The sequence below is a fragment of the Sphingomonas aerophila genome, assembly GCF_014199305.1.
GTDB classification, from domain to species: Bacteria; Pseudomonadota; Alphaproteobacteria; order Sphingomonadales; family Sphingomonadaceae; genus Sphingomonas; species Sphingomonas aerophila.
This window is the reverse complement of record NZ_JACIJK010000004.1, coordinates 207,511-230,402: the sequence shown is the minus strand read 5'-3', so window position 1 is coordinate 230,402 and position 22,892 is coordinate 207,511. Positions and strand designations below refer to the sequence as shown.

The 22,892-nt window shown below is 63.8% G+C and carries 27 protein-coding genes and 1 pseudogene; 16 read left to right on the top strand and 12 right to left on the bottom strand.

Annotated features, from left to right (window positions below; genetic code table 11):
- Positions 1-33: 33 nt before the first annotated feature.
- A complete protein-coding gene (locus tag FHS94_RS07745) occupies positions 34-1,932 on the top strand; it encodes a phage major capsid protein (RefSeq protein WP_184056360.1) in 1,899 nt (632 codons plus the stop codon).
- A gap of 29 nt (positions 1,933-1,961) precedes the next feature.
- On the opposite strand, the pseudogene FHS94_RS19375 reads toward FHS94_RS07745, so the two are convergent.
- The 4 genes and pseudogenes from FHS94_RS19375 to FHS94_RS07725 form a co-directional block, all read right to left on the bottom strand.
- Positions 1,962-2,321 (bottom strand): annotated as a pseudogene (locus FHS94_RS19375) (terminase large subunit domain-containing protein); the annotation flags it as partial.
- A gap of 270 nt (positions 2,322-2,591) precedes the next feature.
- Positions 2,592-2,873, bottom strand: a complete 282-nt coding sequence (locus tag FHS94_RS07735; protein ID WP_246348424.1) for a hypothetical protein — start codon at positions 2,871-2,873, stop codon at positions 2,592-2,594.
- A 396-nt stretch (positions 2,874-3,269) separates the two neighbouring features.
- Entirely contained in the window at positions 3,270-3,632 is a 363-nt protein-coding gene (locus FHS94_RS07730; RefSeq protein WP_184056356.1) for an HNH endonuclease, read from the bottom strand.
- Positions 3,625-3,804 carry a hypothetical protein gene (locus FHS94_RS07725; RefSeq protein ID WP_184056354.1) on the bottom strand — a complete coding sequence of 60 codons (180 nt, stop codon included), beginning with the start codon at positions 3,802-3,804 and terminating at the stop codon, positions 3,625-3,627. The genes FHS94_RS07730 and FHS94_RS07725 overlap by 8 nt, the downstream gene beginning before the upstream one ends.
- A 115-nt stretch (positions 3,805-3,919) precedes the next feature.
- Between FHS94_RS07725 and FHS94_RS07720 the strand changes: the two genes are divergently transcribed.
- On the top strand, positions 3,920-4,249 hold the full coding sequence (locus FHS94_RS07720; protein WP_184056352.1) for a PilZ domain-containing protein: 330 nt from the start codon (positions 3,920-3,922) through the stop codon (positions 4,247-4,249).
- A 328-nt stretch (positions 4,250-4,577) separates the two neighbouring features.
- Here the strand turns inward: FHS94_RS07720 and FHS94_RS07715 are convergent, their stop codons facing one another.
- The 5 genes from FHS94_RS07715 to FHS94_RS19635 form a co-directional block, all read right to left on the bottom strand.
- A complete protein-coding gene (locus FHS94_RS07715) occupies positions 4,578-4,991 on the bottom strand; it encodes a hypothetical protein (protein ID WP_184056350.1) in 414 nt (137 codons plus the stop codon).
- Between the two features lie 354 nt (positions 4,992-5,345).
- Entirely contained in the window at positions 5,346-5,867 is a 522-nt protein-coding gene (locus tag FHS94_RS07710) for a hypothetical protein (RefSeq protein WP_184056348.1), read from the bottom strand.
- Between the two features lie 34 nt (positions 5,868-5,901).
- Complete coding sequence (locus tag FHS94_RS07705) at positions 5,902-6,453, bottom strand: hypothetical protein (protein ID WP_184056346.1); 552 nt, start codon at positions 6,451-6,453, stop codon at positions 5,902-5,904.
- 209 nt (positions 6,454-6,662) lie between these two features.
- Positions 6,663-6,857, bottom strand: a complete 195-nt coding sequence (locus FHS94_RS07700) for a hypothetical protein (RefSeq protein ID WP_184056344.1) — start codon at positions 6,855-6,857, stop codon at positions 6,663-6,665.
- 304 nt (positions 6,858-7,161) lie between these two features.
- Positions 7,162-7,296 (bottom strand): hypothetical protein, encoded by a 135-nt coding sequence (locus FHS94_RS19635; protein ID WP_281396860.1) that lies wholly within the window; start codon positions 7,294-7,296, stop codon positions 7,162-7,164.
- A 137-nt stretch (positions 7,297-7,433) separates the two neighbouring features.
- On the opposite strand from FHS94_RS19635, the gene FHS94_RS07695 reads away from it, so the two are divergent.
- Positions 7,434-7,688 carry a hypothetical protein gene (locus tag FHS94_RS07695; RefSeq protein ID WP_184056343.1) on the top strand — a complete coding sequence of 85 codons (255 nt, stop codon included), beginning with the start codon at positions 7,434-7,436 and terminating at the stop codon, positions 7,686-7,688.
- Between the two features lie 29 nt (positions 7,689-7,717).
- Here FHS94_RS07695 and FHS94_RS07690 read toward each other — a convergent pair whose 3' ends face one another.
- Both FHS94_RS07690 and FHS94_RS07685 read right to left on the bottom strand, forming a co-directional pair.
- Positions 7,718-7,930 (bottom strand): hypothetical protein, encoded by a 213-nt coding sequence (locus FHS94_RS07690; RefSeq protein WP_221234624.1) that lies wholly within the window; start codon positions 7,928-7,930, stop codon positions 7,718-7,720.
- Between the two features lie 71 nt (positions 7,931-8,001).
- On the bottom strand, positions 8,002-8,901 hold the full coding sequence (locus tag FHS94_RS07685; RefSeq protein WP_184056341.1) for a DNA polymerase III subunit beta family protein: 900 nt from the start codon (positions 8,899-8,901) through the stop codon (positions 8,002-8,004).
- Positions 8,902-9,200: 299 nt separating this feature from the next.
- Between FHS94_RS07685 and FHS94_RS07680 the strand changes: the two genes are divergently transcribed.
- From FHS94_RS07680 to FHS94_RS07650, 7 genes are all read left to right on the top strand, one after another.
- On the top strand, positions 9,201-9,632 hold the full coding sequence (locus FHS94_RS07680; protein WP_184056340.1) for a hypothetical protein: 432 nt from the start codon (positions 9,201-9,203) through the stop codon (positions 9,630-9,632).
- Positions 9,632-9,826: a hypothetical protein gene (locus FHS94_RS07675; protein ID WP_184056339.1), complete on the top strand. Its 195-nt coding sequence runs from the start codon at positions 9,632-9,634 to the stop codon at positions 9,824-9,826. Before FHS94_RS07680 ends, FHS94_RS07675 begins: the two co-directional genes overlap by 1 nt.
- Positions 9,823-10,086 carry a hypothetical protein gene (locus FHS94_RS07670; RefSeq protein ID WP_184056338.1) on the top strand — a complete coding sequence of 88 codons (264 nt, stop codon included), beginning with the start codon at positions 9,823-9,825 and terminating at the stop codon, positions 10,084-10,086. The genes FHS94_RS07675 and FHS94_RS07670 overlap by 4 nt, the downstream gene beginning before the upstream one ends.
- Positions 10,083-10,742 (top strand): HNH endonuclease, encoded by a 660-nt coding sequence (locus tag FHS94_RS07665; RefSeq protein ID WP_184056336.1) that lies wholly within the window; start codon positions 10,083-10,085, stop codon positions 10,740-10,742. The genes FHS94_RS07670 and FHS94_RS07665 overlap by 4 nt, the downstream gene beginning before the upstream one ends.
- 1,312 nt (positions 10,743-12,054) lie before the next feature.
- Positions 12,055-12,600, top strand: coding sequence for a DUF1643 domain-containing protein (locus FHS94_RS07660; RefSeq protein WP_221234623.1), 546 nt, complete (start codon positions 12,055-12,057; stop codon positions 12,598-12,600).
- Positions 12,597-12,878, top strand: a complete 282-nt coding sequence (locus FHS94_RS07655; RefSeq protein WP_184056334.1) for a MerR family transcriptional regulator — start codon at positions 12,597-12,599, stop codon at positions 12,876-12,878. The genes FHS94_RS07660 and FHS94_RS07655 overlap by 4 nt, the downstream gene beginning before the upstream one ends.
- Complete coding sequence (locus FHS94_RS07650; RefSeq protein WP_184056332.1) at positions 12,847-13,908, top strand: tyrosine-type recombinase/integrase; 1,062 nt, start codon at positions 12,847-12,849, stop codon at positions 13,906-13,908. The genes FHS94_RS07655 and FHS94_RS07650 overlap by 32 nt, the downstream gene beginning before the upstream one ends.
- Before the next feature lie 452 nt (positions 13,909-14,360).
- Here the strand turns inward: FHS94_RS07650 and FHS94_RS07645 are convergent, their stop codons facing one another.
- Complete coding sequence (locus FHS94_RS07645; protein ID WP_184056330.1) at positions 14,361-15,230, bottom strand: glycosyltransferase family 2 protein; 870 nt, start codon at positions 15,228-15,230, stop codon at positions 14,361-14,363.
- A gap of 217 nt (positions 15,231-15,447) precedes the next feature.
- Between FHS94_RS07645 and FHS94_RS07640 the strand changes: the two genes are divergently transcribed.
- From FHS94_RS07640 to FHS94_RS07615, 6 genes are all read left to right on the top strand, one after another.
- Positions 15,448-16,362: a polysaccharide pyruvyl transferase family protein gene (locus FHS94_RS07640; RefSeq protein ID WP_184056328.1), complete on the top strand. Its 915-nt coding sequence runs from the start codon at positions 15,448-15,450 to the stop codon at positions 16,360-16,362.
- 102 nt (positions 16,363-16,464) lie between these two features.
- On the top strand, positions 16,465-17,142 hold the full coding sequence (locus FHS94_RS07635) for a protein-L-isoaspartate O-methyltransferase family protein (RefSeq protein WP_184056326.1): 678 nt from the start codon (positions 16,465-16,467) through the stop codon (positions 17,140-17,142).
- A 56-nt stretch (positions 17,143-17,198) separates the two neighbouring features.
- The gene (locus FHS94_RS07630; protein ID WP_184056577.1) at positions 17,199-18,692 is read left to right on the top strand and encodes a TolC family outer membrane protein; all 1,494 of its coding nucleotides are present in this window, start codon (positions 17,199-17,201) and stop codon (positions 18,690-18,692) included.
- Positions 18,693-18,720: 28 nt separating this feature from the next.
- Positions 18,721-19,254, top strand: coding sequence for a DUF2497 domain-containing protein (locus FHS94_RS07625; RefSeq protein ID WP_184056324.1), 534 nt, complete (start codon positions 18,721-18,723; stop codon positions 19,252-19,254).
- A 90-nt stretch (positions 19,255-19,344) separates the two neighbouring features.
- Positions 19,345-21,984, top strand: coding sequence for a valine--tRNA ligase (locus FHS94_RS07620; protein ID WP_184056322.1), 2,640 nt, complete (start codon positions 19,345-19,347; stop codon positions 21,982-21,984).
- A gap of 78 nt (positions 21,985-22,062) precedes the next feature.
- On the top strand, positions 22,063-22,821 hold the full coding sequence (locus tag FHS94_RS07615; protein ID WP_184056320.1) for an EAL domain-containing protein: 759 nt from the start codon (positions 22,063-22,065) through the stop codon (positions 22,819-22,821).
- Positions 22,822-22,892: the final 71 nt, after the last annotated feature.

Here is a 22,892-nt window from a genome sequence, read left to right as displayed (position 1 = left end):
TGTCGCCGCCATGATAGGCTGAAGGAACCAACTATGGACGTTCTACACAAGGCGCTCGCAAGCCCCGCAGACAACGATCCCTATGAGTTCGTCCTGTCCGACGAGACTGTTGATCGCATGGGGGACGTAATCGATCAGGCCGGATGGAAGCTTGCGACGTTCCTCTCCAACCCGATCGCGCTGTTCAACCACGACTCCGACTTTCCAATCGGCAATTGGGAGAACGTTCGAGTTGAAGCTGGCAAGTTGCGCGGCCGACTGAACTTGCTCGCGAGGGGGCTGTCTCAGCGCATCGACGAGCTCAGGGCTTTGGTCGAGGCTCGCATGCTGCGGGCTACCTCGGTTGGTTTTAAGCCATTCACTGCAGAGGCGCTGAGCGGCTCGAAGGTGGGCGGTCTTCGATACAAATCACAGGAACTGCTGGAATGTTCGCTCGTGAGCGTGCCGGCCAACCCGAATGCGCTCGCTTTGGCGAAGTCGCTCAACCTTTCCGACGACATGAAACGACTGGTCTTTGGCGAGAATGCCGAACGGGTCAGCACAGTGCTGCGTCGCGGATGCCCCGGCGAGACCGCCGCTCTGAACTCCCCACATCGAAAGGCTTCAAACGTGGCAACCCTCTCCGAGCGGATCGTAACCGCGCAGAACGAACTCACTCGTCTCAAGGACGCTCTTACCGATCACGTCAAGGCAGACGATGCCGACACGATCGTAACCGAAGAACTGGCGGGCCAGATCGAAACGCAGGAAGCCGCGCTCGCCGGTCTGCAGCGTGCCGAGAAGGCCCTGGCCATGAAAACTGCTAGGCCGGCGGACACTGCTGCCGAGCCTCGCCGCCCGTTTGCGGCTCCTGCCAAGAAGAGCCAGCCTGGTGACCTGATCATCCGGTCTGCTGTCGTGCAGGTGCTGGCCAAGATCGAGGGGCGTTCGGCCATCGACGTCCTGACGTCGCGCTACGGCGAAGACGACACGATCAAGGCCATGCTCGATGTCACGACCAAGGCTGCCTCGGCGCCGGCGACCACGACCACGAGCGGCTGGGCAGCGGAGCTGGTGCAGACCGCCACGCTCGATTTCATTGACACGCTGGTGGCCAAGTCAGTCTATCCGGTGCTGCGCGACCTGGGTGGCAAGTTCACCTTCGGCCGCAACGGCGTCGTGTCGATCCCGGCCCGTTCGGCGACCCCGTCGATCGCTGGCTCGTTCGTCGGTCAGGGCGCGCCCATCCCGGTCCGCCAGGCAGGCTTCAGCGCTTCGACGTTGACGCCCAAGAAGATGGCGGTGATCACCACGTTCACGCGTGAGATCGCAGAGAAGCCGACGCCCGACATCGAGCAGGTGCTGCGCACGGCAATCCAGGAAGACACCGGCGTCGCCATCGACACCGTCCTGCTGGACACGAATGCTGCAACCGCCATTCGTCCTGCTGGTCTCCGGAACGGCGTCACTGGCGTGACGGCCACCACCGGCGGCGGCTTTGCTGCTCTCGTGGGCGACCTGAAGGCGCTGGTTGCGGCCCTGATCACCTCCTCGGGCGGCAACGTCCGTCAACCGGTCTGGGTGATGAACCCCGTCCAGGCGCTGTCGATCTCGCTGACGCAGAACGGCGCGGGCGACTTCCCGTTCGCGGGCGACCTGCGCAACGGCACGCTGCTCGGCTACCCGGTCGCGCAGTCAGCAACGGTGACCACGGGCACGGTCGCGCTGGTCGACGCGGCGGACTTCTTCACAGCTACCGGTGACGAGCCCCGCTTTGAGGTCAGCGATCAGGCGGTGCTCCACATGGAAGACAGCACGCCGCAGCAGCTGTCGGCCGCAGGCACGCCGAACGCCGTCGCCGCCCCGATCCGGTCCATGTTCCAGACGGACAGCTTGCTCTTGAACACCCCGGCAGGTGGTTTGTCCGACTGCGTCGTGAGGAAGAGCGTGTAGCCCTCCGGCCGGCTGGCTTGTCCGCCAGTGGCCTCGCGAAACATGGCGTCTGCGTTCGCGCGCTCGCCAAAGAGCCAGAGCTCGTCCACCAGGACTCGGCTGGCCTTTTTGCCCGACACCGTAGCCGCGTCTGCCGCCACTACCTTCAGTGTCGCCTTGGTGTCCCGGTTCGTGATCGTCCGAATGTGGGCCTGCGGGTGCAGCAGCGCGGTGAGTTCTTCGTCCGCCCGGATCATGTCCATCGCCGGGCCGAAGCTGTTGTTCGCGACCTCTATGGTCGGTGCCAGAATCAGGTTTTCGTCAGATGGGCGCCAACCGCAGATTAGCTCGGTGAGCATGGTGCCGGCTGCGATCGTGCTCTTGGTATTTTTTTTACTCACCAAGAGCATGCCCTGTCGGATCATCTGCTGACCCGTCTCGGGGTCGTATGCGCCGAAGATCGCGGCAGCAAAGTCGAGCAGCCAAGTGTCTGCGGATTCGCCGATCGTCCAGTAGCGGTTGGTCGCGGGATTGATCCCTAGATCCACGACGCTCAGCGCCGTGAACACTTCCATCTTGGCTTCGGCTGACGACGAGAACAGAGGCGCGAACGGCACCAGGGATTGGCGCTTGCGGATCCGCCGCTTCCAGTCCGGGCACGCCGTCGACCAGGTCGGCACTTACTTGACGGCCTTCAGCGTCGGCGGGCCGATCTGGCGGAAACGGCCAGCCACCGCTTTCGCGGCTTCCTGCTGGGCGGCCTTCTTTCCTTGCGGGGCCGACGCTTCGTTCAGCGTCTTAAACGCGAGCGACAACGTCTTGAGCGTGTTGGCCCGGCCATCAAGGCTGATCGCCTTCATCATCGCCGCACGACGGTCGCCGGTGCGATCGCCCTCGCAGTCTTCCTCGATCGCCTCTTCCAGCTCGCCAATGTGGCTGGTGACCGTGTCGAGCTCGTCCATCATCCGGGCGACGAGTTGCCGACCGCGGTCGGCTATCGCCGGAGACTCGGTCGGCTGATCCGCTGACGGTGCTGGCGGACCCGGCTTTGGGGCCCTCTGGTTTGCAGGTTTGCGGGTGCAAACCGGACGCACCCACTTCTGAGCCTTCGCGCGCTTATGAATAGCCGTGTCCGAAATCTCGTGTCGGTCAGCAATCTCGCGGACGGAATCTTCGCCGGCCAAGTATTCAAGCTCGATGCGAGCCCAATCGATAGTTGTTTTCCGGGCTGCCATCGCAGGGCACCTCCGGCCCGAGTTTGCACCCCAAACCGCCCACCGGGATTTTTTCTCTGCGTGAGGCGGGATGCGGTGTAGGTCGGGAGGGGTCGGCCAAGTTCGGGCCTACCCCCCCCTGGGTTAGCTGCGTCGTGCGGCGTTCTCAGCCCGCTGCTTGCGGCTGTCGTGGCAGGGCTTGCACAGCGTCTGGACGTTGCTCTCGTCCCAGAACAGGCGCTCATCGCCGCGGTGCGGGATTTTATGATCCGCGACCAGCTGCAAAGTATCGGCGGTCACGCGACCGCAGCCGGGCCACTGGCAGGTGAACAAGTCCCGGCGCCAAGTTGCGAGCCGGAGCTTTTGCCAGCGTGCTGTGCCGTACCACTTGCGCCACGGGGCGTTGAGTCTGCGGGTAGCGTCGTCCGAACGCTCGACCGGTGGCAGGGAACCGAGAGACGGCTTCAGGGAAGCCAGTCGATGGGGCAGCGTCTTCAGCTTACCCATCAGATCGATCGAGCGGCTGCACCGTCACGACCACCTGAACGTCGTTACCAGACGGCGACCCGATCCACTGGACCGCTTGCACGCCATCCTTGGTAGCGTCGACCTCACCAGTCATGCCGATCTCAGCAAGCGCGGAGACAATGACCGTCGCGACGTCTGAAGCTGAGGCCATGGGTTCCTCTTTGATGGATCGAAAGAAAAGTCTGGGGCGCAGGGCCTCGATCCGCTCGAAGGCGCCTCGTCTACGGCTTAACTGGTGATCAAGGGTTGGGCAGTAGCGCGTGCCTATGCAACTCGCGCAACGCCTTCAGCAGGCACAATCAACCGCCTGGATCGATGAACGTCGTGCAATGCGCCGGCACCTCGGCTTGCCGGTAATGATGAGTAGCACGCACACTCGCCCTTCGCTGGCGTACATGGTCGACGTGTCATCCGTGGGTTGCAGGATCGAAGGGCAGGTCAGTTTCGCGATCGGCTCGTTTGCGGCGATCGAAGTGAAAGGCTTCACCAAGTTCGAAGGCTGGGTCGTGTGGCAGCGCCCGGGCGAGCTCGGTGTCGAGTTTGCACACCCCTTACCAGAGCCGGTCGTCACTCACTTAGAAGCCTTCGTGCACTGATAAGCTGACTGAGGTTTAGCCGTTCGCCTGATTGCCGGTAGGCACTCGCTGCCCCGCACCGGTTGCGCCGTAGCTACAGGCGATCAGACGCTTCGCACCCGCCGCCGTGGTCGGGTGTTTGGGATGCGGGGCAGTAGCCGAAGTGGGCAATCTTAAGCGGTTCGTAACAGCTCGGTTTTAAAGGCGGGTTTGGGCGTCACCGCTTATCTCTGTTCGGACTGGTGGCGTCTAACCTTCACGCCTTCGGCAGTCCGCTTGGCAACGCCATCGCGCCACTCGGTGATGGCAAGGGCAGCGCCCGCAGCGCCCGACCTTAACTCCCAGCCGCTTAGGCGGCGATGCCCATAGCGGGCTTGTTCCCCTCCTGTACCGGATTGTGAGTCAGTCGCCAAGAGGCAATTGTCATGCGCAGCGCGCCGCCAAAGAGCACAACTGCCTGCTTCCCGTCACTCTGCTCAACCACGCCGGTCAATCCGATGAACGCTGCCTCGTTGCAGGTGACCTCTTGGCCAGGCGTGAATGCCTGACGATGCGCTTTGCGTGCAGCACGTTGCGCCCGATCAGCGGCGTCCGCCTCCATTGACCGCAGGTTCGCGATCTCCCGATCAGCGATCAGCGGGACACGACCACCATGACGGAATAGCGAGAAGGGCGGGTGCGGGTTGATGGGCAGACGCAACACCAGCGCTAGGTCAGCCAAGCGGTCGGCACGCACGAACACGAAGGAGGGCGTGATAGGCACGGGCGTCTCGACGCGCTTCGTCGACCGAGGCTTCCTGCGGCTAACCGTCTGCTCGGGCGTCCATGCATCGAAGCCCGCATCGCGAAGCGAAGCGGCTACCTTCAGCGTGCGCGGCCCAGATGTCCGCAGGATGCAACAGTCCTGAGCCCGCCTCATCTCATCAACTCCCGCTCGAAATCATCTTAGAACAATTGTGGAACACGGTCACGCGCTACGGCTTGTGGTAGCCACTGGCGCGACGTCTTGGCGCCACATGCCCAGCACCAGATGACGCGGGGCGGGTTGCGCTCGATCGTCTCATCCCGAGCACCGCAGGAGCATGCGTAGAAGGTGCGATCATCGTGCCAGGGCACATCATGCCGCCTCGCGCATCGGCTCAGCCGCAGAAAGCAGGGCAGACCCGACCCTTGGCTCCGGGGCCCAAGCCTTGAACGGTCCGTGATACAGGGCGCGAGACATGTAGCTGCCGTCGCTCAATCGCCGCACCAAGCCACGCTCGACCGCGATACGGCACCATTGCTCCGGCACGTCCCCGATCGGCTGGCCGTCGTCGACGTTGCCGAGCCACGTCGCGAACGCTTGGTCGGCGAAGCGCTGACATTCGAGCAGGGCAACTGCCTGCTCCGACTGGGGAGCCCGATACTCCGCCAGGATGTCGAGCAGCTGCTTGGCGGTCGGAAACCAGTTGAAGCGGCGACACGCCTCCCGAACCATGAACGCCAACGCCTCGTCGGGCTGGCCAATCAGCAGCGCCAAGTATCCGGAGGTGCGCAGTTCGCCTGCGTCATCGTCTTGGGCGCGCCGCGGCAGCATCGCGTCCAAATGCTCCAGACGCTTCGTGACCCGCGCTGGGCTTGCCGGCTGCACGACTGGCATAGTGGCTTCTGCCCATGCGGCGATTTCGCGGCAGTCAGCCAAGGTTGCCGGCTTCAAGCTTTGCGGACGCGCGACGCAGGGCGCTGGTGAAGCCGTCGGCTGAACGATTAGCTGGTTGGCGATATGGCCGATGCTTTCCATTTCGGGTCTCCACGGCAGCCGAAAGCCACGCAGCGGGGTCGCTGTGACCTTCAGCTTCAGATTGTCGGATCAGGGTGAGAAGTTCGGGGTCGCCGAGCGACTTGCGCCAGCGACCGAGAAGCGAGCCCGCCTGACGAGGGTCCATTCCGCTCCGGGTGAGGATAGCTCGGCCGCTATCGAAAACCGCTTTGCAGAAGTCCGTGGCCGGGTGCGGCACGACCGTGCCCGTTGCGTCAGCAACGGAATGATCTGTCTCTGTATCTGCTTCTGTCTCTGGGGCCGTTGCGCAACGCTCGCGCAACGTTGCATCGGCGTTGCCAGCCTTCTTCTTGGCGCGGCTGCGACGGGCGCGTTCCGTGCTGCTGTCGCTCTCGTACTGGCGACGGCTCCATGCTGTGACAGCGCCCGCGTCGATGAGGCCCAGCTCGGAAAAGGCATCGAGCACAGACGTGATGAGCGCGGGGGGCTCACAGAGGATTACGGCAATACGGCGGGCGGTTGTGCCGAACCGGCCGCCATCGTTTACAGAAGCGGCGCTCTCTAGGAGAGAATGCCAAGTAGCAATCGTGACCGCGCGCGAACACTCGGCGAGAAGCGCCGCCTCACCGAGCTTGGGGTCAGTGACTGTCCCCTCGTAAGCGCGGTACCAGCGCGTCACGCCAGCCGCCCCCACGGACCGCACAGGGCCGCTATGGTGTCGGTGTGGTCACGGACGCGCCAGCGGCCGACGTAGTAGCCAAGGCGAGCGTTCGCGAGGATGCGGTCAGAAGTGACCACGTCCTTCGGCTCGCGGCCGGTCGCACCGACCCTGCCGATGCGGACGACATGGTGAATGCGTTCGCCGGTCATGCTCTGATCCTCGCCAAGCGCGCGCGAAACAGCCCGAGCTTTACCCGATCGTCACAAAGCCGCGGTACGGCTCCGCCGAGAGGCAGATATGACGCAACCGACTTGGCACGATGAACAGCACGACCGATTGGCACGCATGACCGGGGCAGAGACGGGTTGGACCCTTGCCCGCGCGCAGCGGCCACAGGTCGGCGTCTGTGTGCGCTGCAATGAGGGCTTCGCAGCCTCTGAAGGTCACGTCGGACCAAACGTGAGCCTCTGCTACCGTTGTTTGGACGATCGGCTCTAGTCTCCGGGTAGCGCGTCATTGGCGGCCTCGCTCAGCGAGCGAGGCCAGACGCTCGAACGCGACTGCGATCCGCCGCGCCCTCGACGTCAGCATGGCCAGCGACCACGCGCCCCAGGTGGCGAGCAGGACAAGGGCGTCCTGATTGCTCATACCGCTGCTCCGTTGCTCGTGGACGCGGCAGGATCGAGATGCGCCAGATTACTCGATCTGAAAGGATTGGGGTTTAGCCCGTGGCTGGTCGCGGCTAGGGCGCTGCGGCCAGTAATCAAACCTGGTTGGAGAATAATATGATCAAGTCCATTTCGGCCGCGCTCGCGGGCGCCGCTCTTATCGCTGCACCGACGATGGCCGCAGCTGCCCCGGCAAACCCTGCTGCCTCGCTGTCGGTTGCCAAGTCTGTCCGCGCCAGCGCTCCGGCCGGTAAGGACAAGATCGCAGGCGGCGCTGGCGGCATTGCCGCAGTTCTGATCGCTGCTGGCATCGCTGCCATCGGCGTAATCGCGATCGTTCAGTCCAGCGACGACGATTCCGACAGCAACTGAGCTGTCCGCGGGCTGGTGGGTGGACGCACTCACTGGCCCGCCTCCTCGCGCAGCTTGCGGGCGTGCTCGCGAACGCGATCGGCGCGGGCGTCGAGGGCCTCAGCCGTGGCGATCAGGTCGGCTGCGGAGATACCCCGATCACCCGCCAGCTTGGCGCGAAGGCTGCGAGGCTGTATTGCGAGTGCATCACCCAGACGCTCGTGCCCGCCGAGCATTTTGCCGGCCGTGTCTAGACCCATCATTCGGGCCACTGACACGATGGGTTGCTGAGCCTCTTTAGCGGCTCGGGTGTCTGGCGCAGCCGACGCCACGATCAGCTCACCCGCATTGGCATGATGACCGCCGACCAGGCAGTGTCAGCGGGGTTGCGCACGAGAGCAGGCGCGGACGGGTCCGTGAGCGTGAAGAGGATCTCTTCACCCTGCGCGGAGGTCAGCAGGGAGGCGAGGTACTCACCATTGTACCCGATCTCGAAGCCGGGCGCGTTGTGCTCGCAGGCCACCTTCACTTTCACCGCTAAGCCGCTGTCGACGTAAGCGGCAGACACCGTGACAGTCCCTTCGGCATCGAAGGTTAGCTTCGTTGCCCGCACCGTGCGGGAGTGGCCGGAGACTGCCGACATGGCGCGACGAAGCTCGGCGATCTTGAACAGCGCCTGCTTATCCCCGCCTTTGGGGATAACGCGGGCGACATCAGGGTAAGTGCCGTCGATCAGCGTAGCGGTTAACGTCACTTCTGCGGCCCGTTCCGCAAGCGCGATACGCAACCGCGACGCGTTCACCGGCGCCGGCGCCGTAGTCGTCACCTCATTGGTTGGCGCTGGTGAGCCGATAATTAGGCTCACCCCGTCCTTTACAGACCGGGCGAGCTCAACCAGCAGCCGCACCGCTTTCCGAGGGATGATCACGTTCGGGCCTAGCTCGCCCTTCGCATCTGGTAGCGTGATGTCGGCTAGGTACAGGCGGTGACCGTCAGTGGCCTGCGCTTGGATCGTGGTCGCGTCCACTGACTTCAACCGGACCCCGTTCAAATAGTATCGGGTCATCTCGCTTGACATGGCATCCGCCACGCGGGCGATCGCAGCAACGTCAGCGCCCGACAGGGTGGCTGTGAACTGCTCTCGCAGGTCCCGGGTCTGATCCATCGGGAAGTCGTCAGAGGGCAGCTTGGACGCAGTCACATCCAGGTCGCCCGACGTCAGGGTTACGCGCACCGGGTTTTCTCTTACAACAACATGCGAGCCGTCTTTGCCGCTCGCGCCGAGAAGCTCAGCGTGCGACCCGGTTCCCTGCTCCTCTTCGTTGAGCAGCATTCCAGCTTGCGAGCGCGGTACGGTCGCCGGCCATCGCTGGCTCAGCTGCAGCGAGCCGTCATCGATGCGACGAACGTCCGCAAGTTGGATCTGAAGGCGTGGCTCGCGGCGAAGGCCGCTGCCGATTTCGAGGCTAAGTATGCCGGTGAGCTCGCTGAGGACGGTGAAGAGGCCGTCGGCTACCTCCAGGCGTGCGCATCATGACTGCGCTCGATCCCAACACCCCGCCCGTCGGTGGTCAGCCGTTCATTGTCACGATCACCCCGTCCAAGATCTTCCCCTGGTATGGCGCAATCCCCGGCAGCGAGGGCAACCCGCAGTCCGCCACGGCCATGCCCGACATCTACCGGGTAGGCGGGGCTCGCTTCACCAGCCAGCAGATGGGCGAGATGAAGAAGCGCCGCATTGATCCGGCTTCGGTCGAGACGATGACGGTTCAGCGCCAGGCGACCGATCGCGAGATCTACTGCGGCATCGGCCGGCTCCCGCCCGTGTTCGCCATGGAATGCCCAGTCGTGAAGCGCGAGGCCGACAAGGTCCGCGTGATCTCCCCATCCGGTCAGCTGGCCTGGGTTCGCCCGGACGGCTGGGTCAAAGCGCCGCGGACGCGGCCCATTCAAGGGTACATGTGATGCTGGACTTGGCCGAACACGCCTTAGGCGTGCTGTCGCTTCTGTTCATCGCTGGCTGCGGCACGGCGTCGCTTTTCACCATCGCCGCGACAGTCGTGCCGAACTGGAACCGCATGGCCGGTGCCTTTCGCGGCCAGCCGCAACCATCCGCACAGCGGCCCGCGCGCTCCGCTCGACAAAGGATCACCGCATGAAGAACAAGCTTTCAGACCTGAACGACCACCTGTTCGCCCAGATCGAGCGCCTCGGAGACGAGGAACTGACGGACGAGCAGATCGAGAAGGAGGCAAAGCGTGCCGAGGCCATAGTCTCGGTCGCCGATCAGATCGTGAAGAACGCTGATCTGCAGCTGAAGGCAGCCACGCTGCTCGCTGGGCATGGCTACCACTTCGCGCCTCACCTGGCGAACATCGCACCAGCCGCCGAGCCGCGCCGCATAGGCGATGGCAAGTGAAGGGGCGCTCTATTCCTTACAGCGCCGCCGAGTTGGCTTGGCTAGAAGAGAACCGCCTGTTGCCGATCGCGGACTACCACGCGGCGTTCTCAAATGCCTTCAACCGGTCAGACGTGTCCGCTGCCAATCTGCATGCACTGCGCAAGCGGAAGGGCTGGAAGACGGGCCGCACGGGCTGCTTCACGCCGGGGCAGGTGCCGTTGAATAAGGGAAAGCGCTGCCCGGAAGGCACCGGCGGGCGCCATCCGAACGCACGCCGCACACAGTTCCGAAAAGGTGAGCGGTCCGGAGTTGCCACCCGCTTGTACAAGCCAATCGGGACAGAGCGCCTGTACAAGGGCGGCTATCTGCAGCGGAAGGTGAACGACGATCTGCCGGCACAGGCGCGCTGGCGATCCGTCCACCTGATCCGCTGGGAGGAAGTGAACGGGCCTCTGGCGGCCGGTTATGCGCTTAAGTGCTTGAACGGCGACAGGCAGAACACCGATCCGTCAAATTGGGAGGCTGTGTCGCGGGGCGTACTCGCGCGCCTGAATGGCGGCCGGTTCAAGAGGCGGATTGGCTTCGACCAGGCGCACCCTGACGTGAAGCCGGTCGTAATGGCGATCGCGAAGTTAGAGCAGCGCGCCAGCGAGCGCCGGGATCGCCGGCGGTGAGCTATAACGCTCGAAACCCTGAGCTCGAGGACTCACGGACCGGCCATGCCTGGATTAGCGTCTCAGCCTGGGACGCCCGGCCGCCCGGAAAAGGGCGCACCCTGATTTCACACTATGTGCGCTGCTTCCGCGTTCGCCTTCAACTGGCCTGCGCTGCGGGCCAACGCGAATGCAGCCGCCAACGAGACGATAGTCCATGCGGCCATGAATTGGATGATCATGCTCGGCCCTCTCCTGGCGGCTCACTTTCGGACCGCTCTAGCAGGGAGGTTAACCATCTTGACCTGCGTCGCAAGGGACGCGGGCGAATAAATTACAATTATGAGACTTACAGGACCGTGGTGTCTGCCGAGCCGGCTCTGTGGCTCGCTGCAGCCGTGCTGTCCCCTAGTAGAGCGCGAGCTAAAACTCTGCGCAGGCTGGGATTTATCAGGGCACCAGCGGCCCCAAGTGAAAGCAAAGCTAACGGAACGCCCCAAATCAAGGCGACCAGTGAATACAACACGGCCATACGCACGCCCCTCTTGTCACGTCGACTACTACCAGAGGTTCGACGAGCCGGCGCTGCAGGTACCATCATTCGGTGCGCCGGTCAGCATTACTTCTTCATCCATGCGACAAACTGTTTCGTAACGGGACGTACGGTGACCAAGGCCGGAGTAGAGCCCGACCATTTCTTGGTCCGAAGGACCGGGTCAGCTGTGCTGTGCGGACCGACTCGACTGTTCCGCGATTGCGCGCTCAACAGGCGTCAGGCCACGAAGGCCGTCATCGCCGGCAGATTTCGCCGGGGTGGAAGTGGAACGGCGGCCCCCCAACAGGCCCAGCGTGGGTCGGCTCATTATGCCCTCCGATGTGGTGAGCAGGGGCGTTCCCCCGCAGGGTGGCGAAAACGGAAGCGCTAGCATTTAGTTCCACGCGCGAAATGAAGGTGTTCGATGTTCATGGATATGCCCCCGGCTTTCGCCTGTAAGGTTGTGCGAGTTCACGACGGAGACGGGCCACTGTGGTGCCGCTCAGGTCAGAAAATCCGCGTTGCCGGCGTGCAGGCGCCAGACTTCACCAGTGCCGAGCCATGCCGCCAGCGCCGGACAGGATACGTGTGCGACGATGCTGCGGCCAAGCGCGCCCAAATGGTCGCGACAGAACTGACGCTTAACCGGCGCCTGTCCTGCCAGCCTGTAGATCGCAGCTACAGCCGCATCGTTGCCCGGTGCACGCTCCCGGACGGCCGTTCGCTTTCGTGCGCTCTCTTGGCCGCCGGCGCTGCGCAGCGCTGGGACCGCTACTGGCGCCGCTACAGGATGGGAGAGTGTCTGTGATCATCCGCGAGCGCACTGACCTGAGCGGCGTGCAATGCTCGGCCTCGTTCAGCCCGTGCGAGACGTATCGCTACCTGCTGACCTGGCGTTGGTCGCACGCTCCACTGCTGGTCGCCTGGATGCTCAACCCGAGCACCGCCACGCACGAGAAGTTGGATCCGACGTTCGCCGGACTGGTGAGCCGCGCGCGGGCATGGGGCAGGGGTGGCGTGCGGGTGATCAACCTCTTCGCCTTCCGCGCGACCCAACCGGCCGCGATGAAGGCAGTCGCCGATCCGGTCGGGCCGGAAAACGATGCCGTGTCGCTCGACGTCCTGCGGGCCGCGGCAGCCGCCGGAGATGAAGTGGTCTGCGGCTGGGGTGCACATGGCAAGCACAGGGGCCGCGACACAGAAGCCGCCGCACTCGCCGCGCACGCTGGGCTTCGGCTGAACTGCCTCAAGCTCAACCAGGACGGGTCGCCTCAGCACCCGCTCTACATCGCCCATAGCGTCCCGCCGCGGCCTTGGGCGCCAGTCGAAAGGATTGCTGCGTGACCGAGCATGTGGTCATCACGCCGCCACGCTCACGCTGGGGCCGACTTCTGTCAGCCGAGGATGCTGCCGAATACCTCGGTATCGGCATCACCATGCTGCGTGGGCTCGGCATCAAAACGAAGCCGGTTGGCCGCCGGGTGATGTGGGATCGGCTGGATCTCGACCGCTGGGTCGACAGAATCAGCGAACAGCCGATCTTGGACGCGGATCAGGGCAAGGAACAGGAAGACGAGGAGGCCCGCTTCTTTGAGCGGCGTCGTGGCCGTGCCCGGCACTAAGCTCCGATACACCTACCTATCGAAGGGTACGTACTGGCGATTCCGCCACAAGCTGACGGGGGACGTGCCTCTGCCGCACGACTCGGCTCTGCAATGGTCGCAGCAGCAGGAGCGGTCGACCTTCATGGAGCGGTACGCTGAGCTGCTGGCGATCGTGGAAGCGAGGGGCGCCAAACGTCCCCCGGCGCGATCGAGCTTCGCGTGGTTGGTGCAACAGTATCGCCGCAGCCCGGAGTTCTCGGAGCTCGCCGACGCCACCCAGACGGATTACGCGCGGACGCTAGACCTGATCGTTCAAGAGCTCGGAGAGGTGAGGTACGCCGCCGCTACGCGGAACATCCTGAAAGCTGTCCGAGACGATCACGCTGCGACTGTTCGCAAGGCGCATAAGATCAAGCAGATGCTCTCGCGCCTCTACAGCTGGGCGGACGAGAACGACCTGGTGCCCGCCGGCTTCAACCCCGCGAAGGGGATCAAGCGGCTCAAGCGCAAAGGCGGGGATAAGGAGATCGTCGTCTGGTCCGACGTCGAAGTCGAACTGTTCCTCAAGGGCGCCCCCGCGCATCTGGTCACGCCCGTGCTGGTCGCCCTCTACACGGGCCAGCGCCGCGAGGACGTGGTGAAGATGACGTGGCAGCAGTTCCAGGGTGACGTGATTCGCGTTCGGCAGTCGAAGACCACGGCTTTGCTCGACATTGCCTGCCACACCGCGCTTCGTCGCCATCTCGACAAGCTCCCCCGCAAGGGCGTGGTTATCTGCACGACCGCCGACGGAAAGGCGTTCACGCCCAATGGTCTGTCGGGGGCCGTTCGCCGCCGCGTCGAAGCGCTGCCCGACATGCCCAACAACAGGTCAATGCACGGTCTGCGGTATGCGGCCGGATCGCGGATGGAAGAGGCTGGCTGCACCGTCGCTGAGATCGAAAGCGTGCTCGGGCACCAGACCTTCAAGATGGTGCTGAAGTATGCGTCGCAGCGGCTTCGAGCAGCAGCGGCGATGGCAAAGATGGAAGCTGCCGAGAGCGCCTAAAAGTCCTGTGCGGAGTACGCACTATGACCAGTAACACTTTGATATCAGGTGAGGCGAACGAATGGTGAAAGTTGCGAACAACCGGCTCAAGTCCTGGCCTGTGTCAGGATTTGCAGTCCTCTGCGTCACCACTCCGCCATCGGGCCTCGACGCCGGGAGAGGCGCGCAGATGCTTGCTTTTCCGCACCGCGTCAACAGGCGAGTACCGCTGCCGCATGCTCTTGACCCAAGGGGGTGCCGCTCGAGGTCCGATCGCTGGTATTCGTCCGAGCGCTATCTTATTGTTGGAGGCACTGATGTAAGAGCTTGGGCGCCTGCGAGGTATGGCAGCGATCGCGCCATGGCGTGAGGAGCTCCTGGGGACCCTTGAAGGCAAGAGGCGTCCAGGAGTTGTCCTCCCTTGCGATCCACCGCACGGAGCCTCAATGAACGTATAACGAGTGCAGCCCGACCTAATATTCTTTCAGGATCTTTCGGTTCAGGCGGTAGGTCAGCGCGCCTGCATGTAGTGCGGCGCGGGCAGCCCAGCGGCGCGACCGAGCACTGCCCGGGACGGATGCAAGCGCGGCGGTGGCCGACACAGCTGCCTTTGCGCCAGCGGTAATCGGCAGCTTTTGAAATGCACGAGGGTCGTGAGTGGCAAGCAACAGACCATGGGTCTGTCCGGCCCGGAAGTTGCGCCGAAGAACCCAGCGCATCCGGGCACGAGATTCCGGTACTGGCTCAGTGACGACAGCGCCCGGACGATAGGCGATGACCCCGCCTGCCGCGGTCAAGGAGCGGAAAAACAGCGTATCCTCTCCTCCCGTGCGGCCAAGGGCCAGGTCGAAGCGAAGCCCGTGACGACGAACGAAGTCGAGATCGAGCAATGCGTTGCAGGTATAAGCGTTGTCGAGCCGCCCGGTGATCCGGTTCGAATAAAAGGCGCATCGCGACAACCACTTCGGCTGACTTGGTGAGTAGATCGCGCGCGAGATGCCGATGACCGCATGGGCACCGCCAACATCCGCGCTCAGGCGCACCAACCAGTCGGGTTCTGCCTGTTCGTCATCATCAATGAGCGCGAGCCAACGAGTTGTGGTTGCATCGAGCGCCGCATTTCGCGCGATTGAGATGTTCTGAGCGGGCGCATGCAGGTACTTGATCAGCACGCCTGCCTCCGCAGCGGCTGCCAAGATGCGGCTCTCCGCACTCCTATCGTTGTCATTGTCTATGACGACAATTGGAGGCAGGCCTGCAAAGCCGCGTTGTTCAGCAATCGAGCGCAGAGTGCCGGCAATCGACGGTCGCCGAAAGGTGCAGATTGCAATTGTGAGATCCATGCCCCGCCATCCTTAATGCGAAGCCTTTGCGCCCCCGCGCTGACTCCTTCCCCGGCCGGCTTTGACATTGATCAGATATTCACTCAAGTTGAGAAAATAACGTTCCCCACTGATCTGTCCGAAATGGATACAAGTGCGTCTGCTTTATTATCGCGGCGATCATCCGAATTTCGGTGACGACTTGAATGAGGTTGTCTGGCCAGGATTGGCTCCGGAAATGTTTGGGCCAGCCACCCCTTCCGCGGACGGATTCCTGGGCGTTGGAACGCTGATCGGGCGACCATTTCCTGAGGTCAGCCGTATCCATGTATTCTCAAGCGGCGTCGGTTATGATCCGATTGCTGCAGTTCACCCGAGCAATCACTATTGGTGTGTTCGAGGCCCACTCTCTGCACGCGTGCTAAACCTGCCGACCGACCGTGCGATCATTGACGGCGGTATCCTAGCGCCTGAGCGGCTGGGGATCGGCCGCGCCTCCGCGTCAGCCAAGCCGGTCGTGGTCCCGCATTGGCAGTCGATGTTGGTCGGGGGGTGGGATGAGGCGTGCAATCTCGCAGGTTTTTCATTGATCGATCCAATGCAGCCACCGGAGAAGGTGATCGGCGCCATCGCTTCGGCGCCGCTGGTCATGACCGAATCGCTCCACGGCGCGATCATCGCCGACGTTCTTCGGATACCCTGGATCGCGTTCGTTACGACCGGCAACGTGCCGCTGTTCAAGTGGTTCGACTGGACGGCATCGGTTCGCACACCGCTTCGCATCGTGCCTGTTCGACCACCCTCACCTAGAGCCCTGGCGCTCTTTGGCCGGCCCAAGCTTGGCACCGTCAATCGCGCTGTAGAAGTCGGCGAAGATCAGGCGTTCGATCATTTCATGAAGGGCATCAATATCGCCAGTTCACGCCAGCAACGCGGAGCAGGGGCGGTTGCACGCGGGCTGCTGGCCCGCTTGGGCGAGCGCATAGATGGGGTTACGCCGCAAGGAACCGCACTCGCCCTGCAGAAGCTTGCCTCGTCAGCTGCCCCGCAGCTTAGCCCACCAGGCGTAGTGGAGGAGCGGCGTGCGAGCCTGCTCGACCGCCTGGAAGAGCTGCGAGCTGCTCACGCCACGGGCGACCTCGCGGCCGCCTGACAGGGGCGCCTTTGCAGCTTGGCGCGCTGCTAGACGCGCGATAGAAGTGGGCCATCAATGTGTATTGCATGGCTAAGACAGCTATGCGACAGGAAGGCCATGATGATCGCGACTTCACTCGCTAGCCCCGCCGGGATCGACACGCAGGCAATGCGCATGGCCATGGTGTCCAGCCAGCTGCGCACAAACGCGGTGGACGACACCCGAGTGGTAGAGGCGATGGCAACGGTCCCCCGCGAGCTGTTCATGCCTGAGGCAGCACGGTTCGCGGCCTATCGTGACGTGGCCATCCCGCTTGGCGGCGGGCGTTCCATGAACATGCCGCTTGCGACCGGGCGATTGTTGACGGTTGCAGATCTGGAGGCGACCGATCGCGTGCTGTTGATCGGCGCGGCGGGCGGCTATTCGGCGGCGCTGCTCGCCCATGTGGTGGCAGAGGTGGTCGCGGTCGAGGAAAGTGCTTCCCTTGCTGGACTGGCCCGGACGCCGCTGGCGGGGCAGGAGAAGGTCACGGTCGTTGAAGGGCCGTTGACGGCAGGTCACCCGGAAGGTGCGCCGTATGACGTGCTGATCGTCGACGGCGCTGTGGAAGTGCTTCCGGAGACTCTTGTGGCGCAGTTGAAGCCAGGTGCCCGCATTGCTGCGGGCCTGGTCGACCGGGGCGTGACTCGGCTGGCCTTCGGGCGAACCTCGGCTTCGGGGTACGGGCTCCAGCCTTTCGCCGACATCGAATGCGTCGTGTTGCCCGGGTTCTCCCGGCCGCGCAGCTTTCAGTTCTGACGGGAGCACCTATCGTGAGGATCGGTTGCTGGCTGGCGGGCGCTGCCCTGTCTGCGATGTGCTCGCTCGCGGCGACGAGCGCTGGCGCGGATACTCTTCAGGATGCGTTGCGGCGCGCCTATGCGACAAATCCGACCCTGACCGGGGAGCGCGCGAGCCAGCGGGCGAACGATGAGAATGTCCCGCTTGCCAAGGCACAGGGGCGTCCGAACGCCGGCGCCAGTGCGAGCCTCAACGAGAATTTCTATAACAGCGGCAATGCGTCCCAGACGCCGGAAAGGTCCTTCTCGGTCGGGCCTCAAGTGTCGTTCCCGCTCTATCAGGGCGGCTTGGTTCGCAACTCCGTGCGCGCTGCGGAAACGCGAGTTCTTGCCGGGCAGGCCGGGCTGCGCAACACCGAAGCCAATCTGTTTGCAGAGGTGGTCGCGGCCTACATGGACGTCATCCGTGACGAGGCCATCGTTGGTCTGAACCAGCAGAATGTCCGTGTTCTCGACGTCAATCTCCAGGCCAGCCGCGACCGGTTTCAGGTTGGCGACCTGACGCGAACGGACGTTGCGCAATCCGAGTCACGCCTGGCACTCGCCCGCTCGCAGCTGCAAAGCGCCGAGGCGCAGCTTATCGCGAGTCGGGAGAATTACGTCAGGGTCGTCGGCTCTTCCCCCGGACAACTCCTGGATCCGCCCATTCTGCCCCAGCTGCCGGCGACGGTGGAACAGGCGGTCACGGCGGCGTTGAACGACAATCCCGCACTGATCGCGGCTGCGCGGCAGCGGGATGCGACCCGGTTCGATGTTCAGGCGGCGAAGTCATACCGCTTGCCGCGAGTCTCCGCGACGGCGGGCGGGAGTTTCAACAGCTACCTCGGCACCCTTGGCGCGGGCAGCAGCGGAAACTTCATCTCCGGATCCCAGAGCGGCGTCGGCGCAACCGCCGGACTCAGCCTGACGGTGCCGTTCTATCAGGGCGGTGCTCCCAGCGCGCGGGTGCGGCAGGCGGAAGCGCTGCGTAGCCAAGCAATTGAACAGGCGACCGAAACGGAGCGGAGCGTGATCTCCGCGGCGCGCTCGTCCTATGCGATCTGGCGCTCGTCACAGCAGGTGATTTCCAGCTCGGAAGTTGCTGTGAACGCAAACAAGCTCAGCCTGGAAGGCGTGCGCGCCGAGAATTCGGTTGGCACGCGAACCATCCTCGACATCCTCAACGCCGAGCAGGAGCTGCTGAACAGCCAGGTTACATTGGTGACCGCGCGTCGTGACGCTTACGTTGCCGGCTTCAACCTGCTTGCTGCGATGGGCGAGGCGGAGGCGCGCGACCTGGGCCTTGATGGCGGTGCGTTGTATGATCCGGTCGCGAACTATAACCGCGTGCGCAACAAGGCTAGCGACTGGAGTGACGATGGCGAGCCGGCTGCCATCGCCACACGGACCAATGAAAGTCTTCCGGAAACGGCTCGGGTCGTGCGTCCGCAGGATGCCCTGTTGTCTACGCCCCCGGTTGACACGGGGCGCCCATTGACCACAGGTGCCGACGCGCCGTCCCGCAGGTAGGGTTAACGGCCGGGGAGAACGCGCGAAGATGGGGGATATCAGCGCCGAGCCGTCGATGGAGGAGATCCTGTCTTCCATCAAACGGATTATCGCCGAAGAGGGCGAGCCGCCGAGTCGCACGCGCCGAGCGTCGCGGCCCGCACCGACGCCCCCCCCTACGCCCACGGCAATCACCCCGGACGAGCCCGGGGTTCTGGAACTCAACGATCCGGTGACTCCGCCACAGCAGCCGGCGTCGATGCTCCAGGCTCCGTTGGCGCCTGTCTCAACGTCACAGCCTTTGGCGGGTTCGCCTGTTGCAGAGACGGCGTCAGACGACTCACCAGCTCAGCCCACCGCCGAATCGATCCTGTCGCGTGAAGCCGCTGCTGCATCGCGCGGGAAGCTCGACATGCTGAGCCGGCTGGTCACAAAGCCCGAACCCGGCAGCGATGGTACGCTGGAAGGGCTGGTGCGTGAGATGCTGCGCCCCATGCTCCGCGAATGGCTCGACACGAATCTGCCGCCGATGGTGGAGCAGATGGTCGCGCGCGAGATTGGAAAGATTACCGGCCAGATTTGATTAGCGCCGCGTGGCCAATTGCCCCGCGCTCATCCTTCTCGGGCAACGGAGGCTGGTTTCGCCCGGCTGCCCTCGCTAAGCGCTCAGGCCATGAGCGACTTGGCACCCGAACCGCTGAACAAGAACTTCGATCCTGCCGCCATCGAGGCGCGCTGGTACAGCCATTGGGAGGCTAACGGGCTGTTCCGCCCAGATCGGTCCAACGCCGAACCTTGGACGATCGTCAATCCTCCGCCCAATGTCACCGGCTCGCTGCACATCGGTCACGCGCTCGACAACACGCTGCAGGATATCCTGACCCGTCACGCCAGGCTGAAAGGCAAGGACGCGTTGTGGGTTGTCGGCACCGACCATGCCGGCATTGCGACACAGATGGTCGTCGAGCGTCAGATGGCCGCCAAGGGCGAGAAGCGCACCGACATGAGCCGCGACGACTTCGTCGCGCGCGTATGGGACTGGAAGGCCGAGTCGGGCGGCGCGATCACCGCGCAGTTGCGGCGACTGGGCTGTTCGATGGACTGGGCGAACGAGCGCTTCACCATGGACCCGGGCTTCAGCCGGGCGGTGGTGAAGGTGTTTGTCGAACTCCACCGGCAAGGCCTGCTCTACCGCGACAAGCGGCTGGTGAACTGGGACCCGGGCCTTGGCACCGCGATCAGCGATCTGGAAGTCGAGACACGGGAGGAGAAGGGTGGCTTCTGGCACCTGCGCTATCCGCTCGCGGATGGGTCGGGCAGCATCTCCGTTGCCACGACTCGGCCGGAAACGATGCTGGCCGACATGGCCGTCGCGGTGAACCCGTCGGACGAACGGTATCAGGCGCTAATCGGCCAGCAGGTGCGCTTGCCCATCACAGGTCGCCTGATCCCAATCGTGGCAGACGACCACGCCGACCCGGAACTCGGCAGCGGCGCAGTGAAGATCACGCCGGGACATGACTTCAACGATTTCGAGGTCGGACGGCGTGCCGGGATCGAGGCCCGCGACATGCTCAACATGCTCGGGGCCAAGGGCGAGGTGGTGCAAGTCGCCGACGGACTTATCCCGGGGGACCTGATCGGCCTGGACCGCTTCGACGCGCGCGATCGGATCATCGCGCTGCTGGAGGGTGAGGGCGCTCTGGAGCGTGTCGAGGAGCGGGTGATCCAGCGCCCGTATGGCGACCGTTCGGGTGTCGTGATCGAGCCGTGGCTGACCGACCAATGGTATGTTGATGCCGCGACGCTCGCCAAGGGCCCGATTGAAGCGGTGCGCGAAGGCCGGATCCGGCTGGTGCCCAAGACGTGGGAGAAGACCTTCTTCAACTGGATGGACAACATCCAGCCCTGGTGCGTGAGCCGCCAGTTGTGGTGGGGGCACCAGATCCCGGCCTGGTTTGCCGAGGACGGCCGCGTATTCGTCGCGGAAACCGAGGAGGAGGCCCAGGCGGCCGCAGGGGAAGGCGTGATGCTGACCCGCGATCCCGACGTGCTCGACACCTGGTTTTCCTCCGCGCTGTGGCCATTTGCGACGCTGGGCTGGCCTGATGCAACGAACCCGACGCTTGCGGGGCGCTATCCCAATGACGTCCTGATCTCCGGCTTTGACATCCTGTTCTTCTGGGATGCGCGCATGATGATGCAGGGTATGCACTTCATGAACGAGGTGCCGTTCAAGACCCTGTACCTGCATGGTCTGGTGCGGGCAGCCGACGGCGCCAAGATGTCGAAGTCGAAAGGCAACACCGTTGACCCGCTAGGCCTGATCGATCGCTATGGCGCCGACGCGTTGCGCTTTTTTATGGCGGCGATGGAAAGCCAGGGCCGCGACATCAAAATGGATGAAAAGCGGGTCGAGGGTTACCGCAACTTCGCGACCAAGCTGTGGAATGCGGCGCGTTTCTGCCAGTCCAACGGCATCGGCGGATCGACACTGCCCGAAGCGCCGGCTGCAAGCCTGGCCGTGAATAAATGGATTATCGCGGAAACGATCCGCACGGTGCAGGCGGTCGATCTGTCGTTGGCCGAATACCGCTTTGATGCGGCTGCGAACGCTGTCTACCAGTTCGTCTGGAGCCGGTTTTGTGATTGGTATCTGGAGCTGATCAAGGGGCAAATCGACGAAGAAACACGTGCTGTCGCCGGCTGGGTGCTAGATCAGATCCTCCTGATCCTGCACCCGTTCATGCCGTTCATCACCGAAGAGCTGTGGCATTCGCTCGCGACCCGCCAGAGTGACCTGATCGTTGCTTCCTGGCCGCAGGCGGATGCCCGCAGCCTCGATCCAGCGGCAGAAGCTGAGATTGACTGGCTGATCCGACTGGTCGGCGAGGTGCGCGCGGCGCGGACGGAGCTGAACGTCCCACCGGGGGCGCGGCTGCCGCTCCATCACCGGGGCGCGGGTCCTGAGACCCTGGCGCGTTTGTCGCGGCAGCAGTCGGTGATCGCGCGACTGGCGCGAGCCGATTTGGCAGAGGGCGACGCGTTCGGCGGCGCGGCGCAGGTCGTAGTCGACGAGGCCACGTTTGTGCTGCCGTTGGAGGGCGTGATCGATCTTGCCGCAGAGCGCACGCGCTTGTCCAAGGCGATCGGGGCGGCCGAGAAGGAGCGGGACGGACTTGCTGGTCGGTTGAGCAATCCCAGCTTCGTGGAGCGCGCCAAGCCGGAAGCGGTTGAGAAGGCGCGGGCGGACCACGCTGACAAGGCGGCCGAAGCCGACCGCCTGTCGGCGGCACTGGCCCGCTTGGGCTAAAGGGAAAGCACGACCAAATCTGTGTTAATCATAGCTTTTTAAGCTCGATCGATCATCAATGGCTCGAAGGAGCTTTGGATGGTTGGTTGTGAAGGCTGTCGGGCCGCGGCGGAGCAGTTCGACTTGGCGATGGCATTCCAGCCGATCGTCGACGTCGAGACCGGGCACCCGTTCGCCTATGAGGCATTGGTCCGCGGACCGGATGGGGAGAGTGCTTCCGAGGTGCTGACACGTGTCACACCGGAAAACCGCTATGCGTTCGACCAACAGTGCCGTGTCGCGGCGATCGAGCAGGCAGTCGAGGCCGGGTTGCTCGCCACCGACGCCAAGCTGTCGATCAATTTCCTGCCGAATGCCGTCTATTCGCCAGTCGCCTGTATCCAGCTGACGCTCAAGACGGCGCGGCGGGTGGCCTTACCGACCGATCGGCTCATCTTCGAGTTTACGGAAAATGAGCGCATGGTCGACACGGATCATGTCGCCAACATCATCGCGACCTATCGTAAGATGGGCTTTGCCACGGCGCTCGATGATTTCGGCGCGGGTCATGCTGGCCTGGGTCTGTTGGGTCGGATCCAGACCGACCTGATCAAGCTCGACATGGAACTGATCCGCGATCTCGACAGCAACATGTCGCGCCGCCTTATCGTCGACAGCACGGTTGGACTTCTGCATCGGCTGGGAATTACCGTTATAGCCGAAGGGGTGGAGACGGAGGCCGAATACCGAACGCTTCGTGACATGGGCATCAGGTACCAACAAGGGTATCTATTCGCGCGCCCAGCGCTGCGCGCCTTGCCGGCCCTGAACATGCCGGCCTGGCGAGCGGCCGCATAAGAAGCAAAGGCGCCCGAACCTGAAAGGTCCGGACGCCCTCCGACGCCTGGAAAAGGGAGCAACAGGCGCCG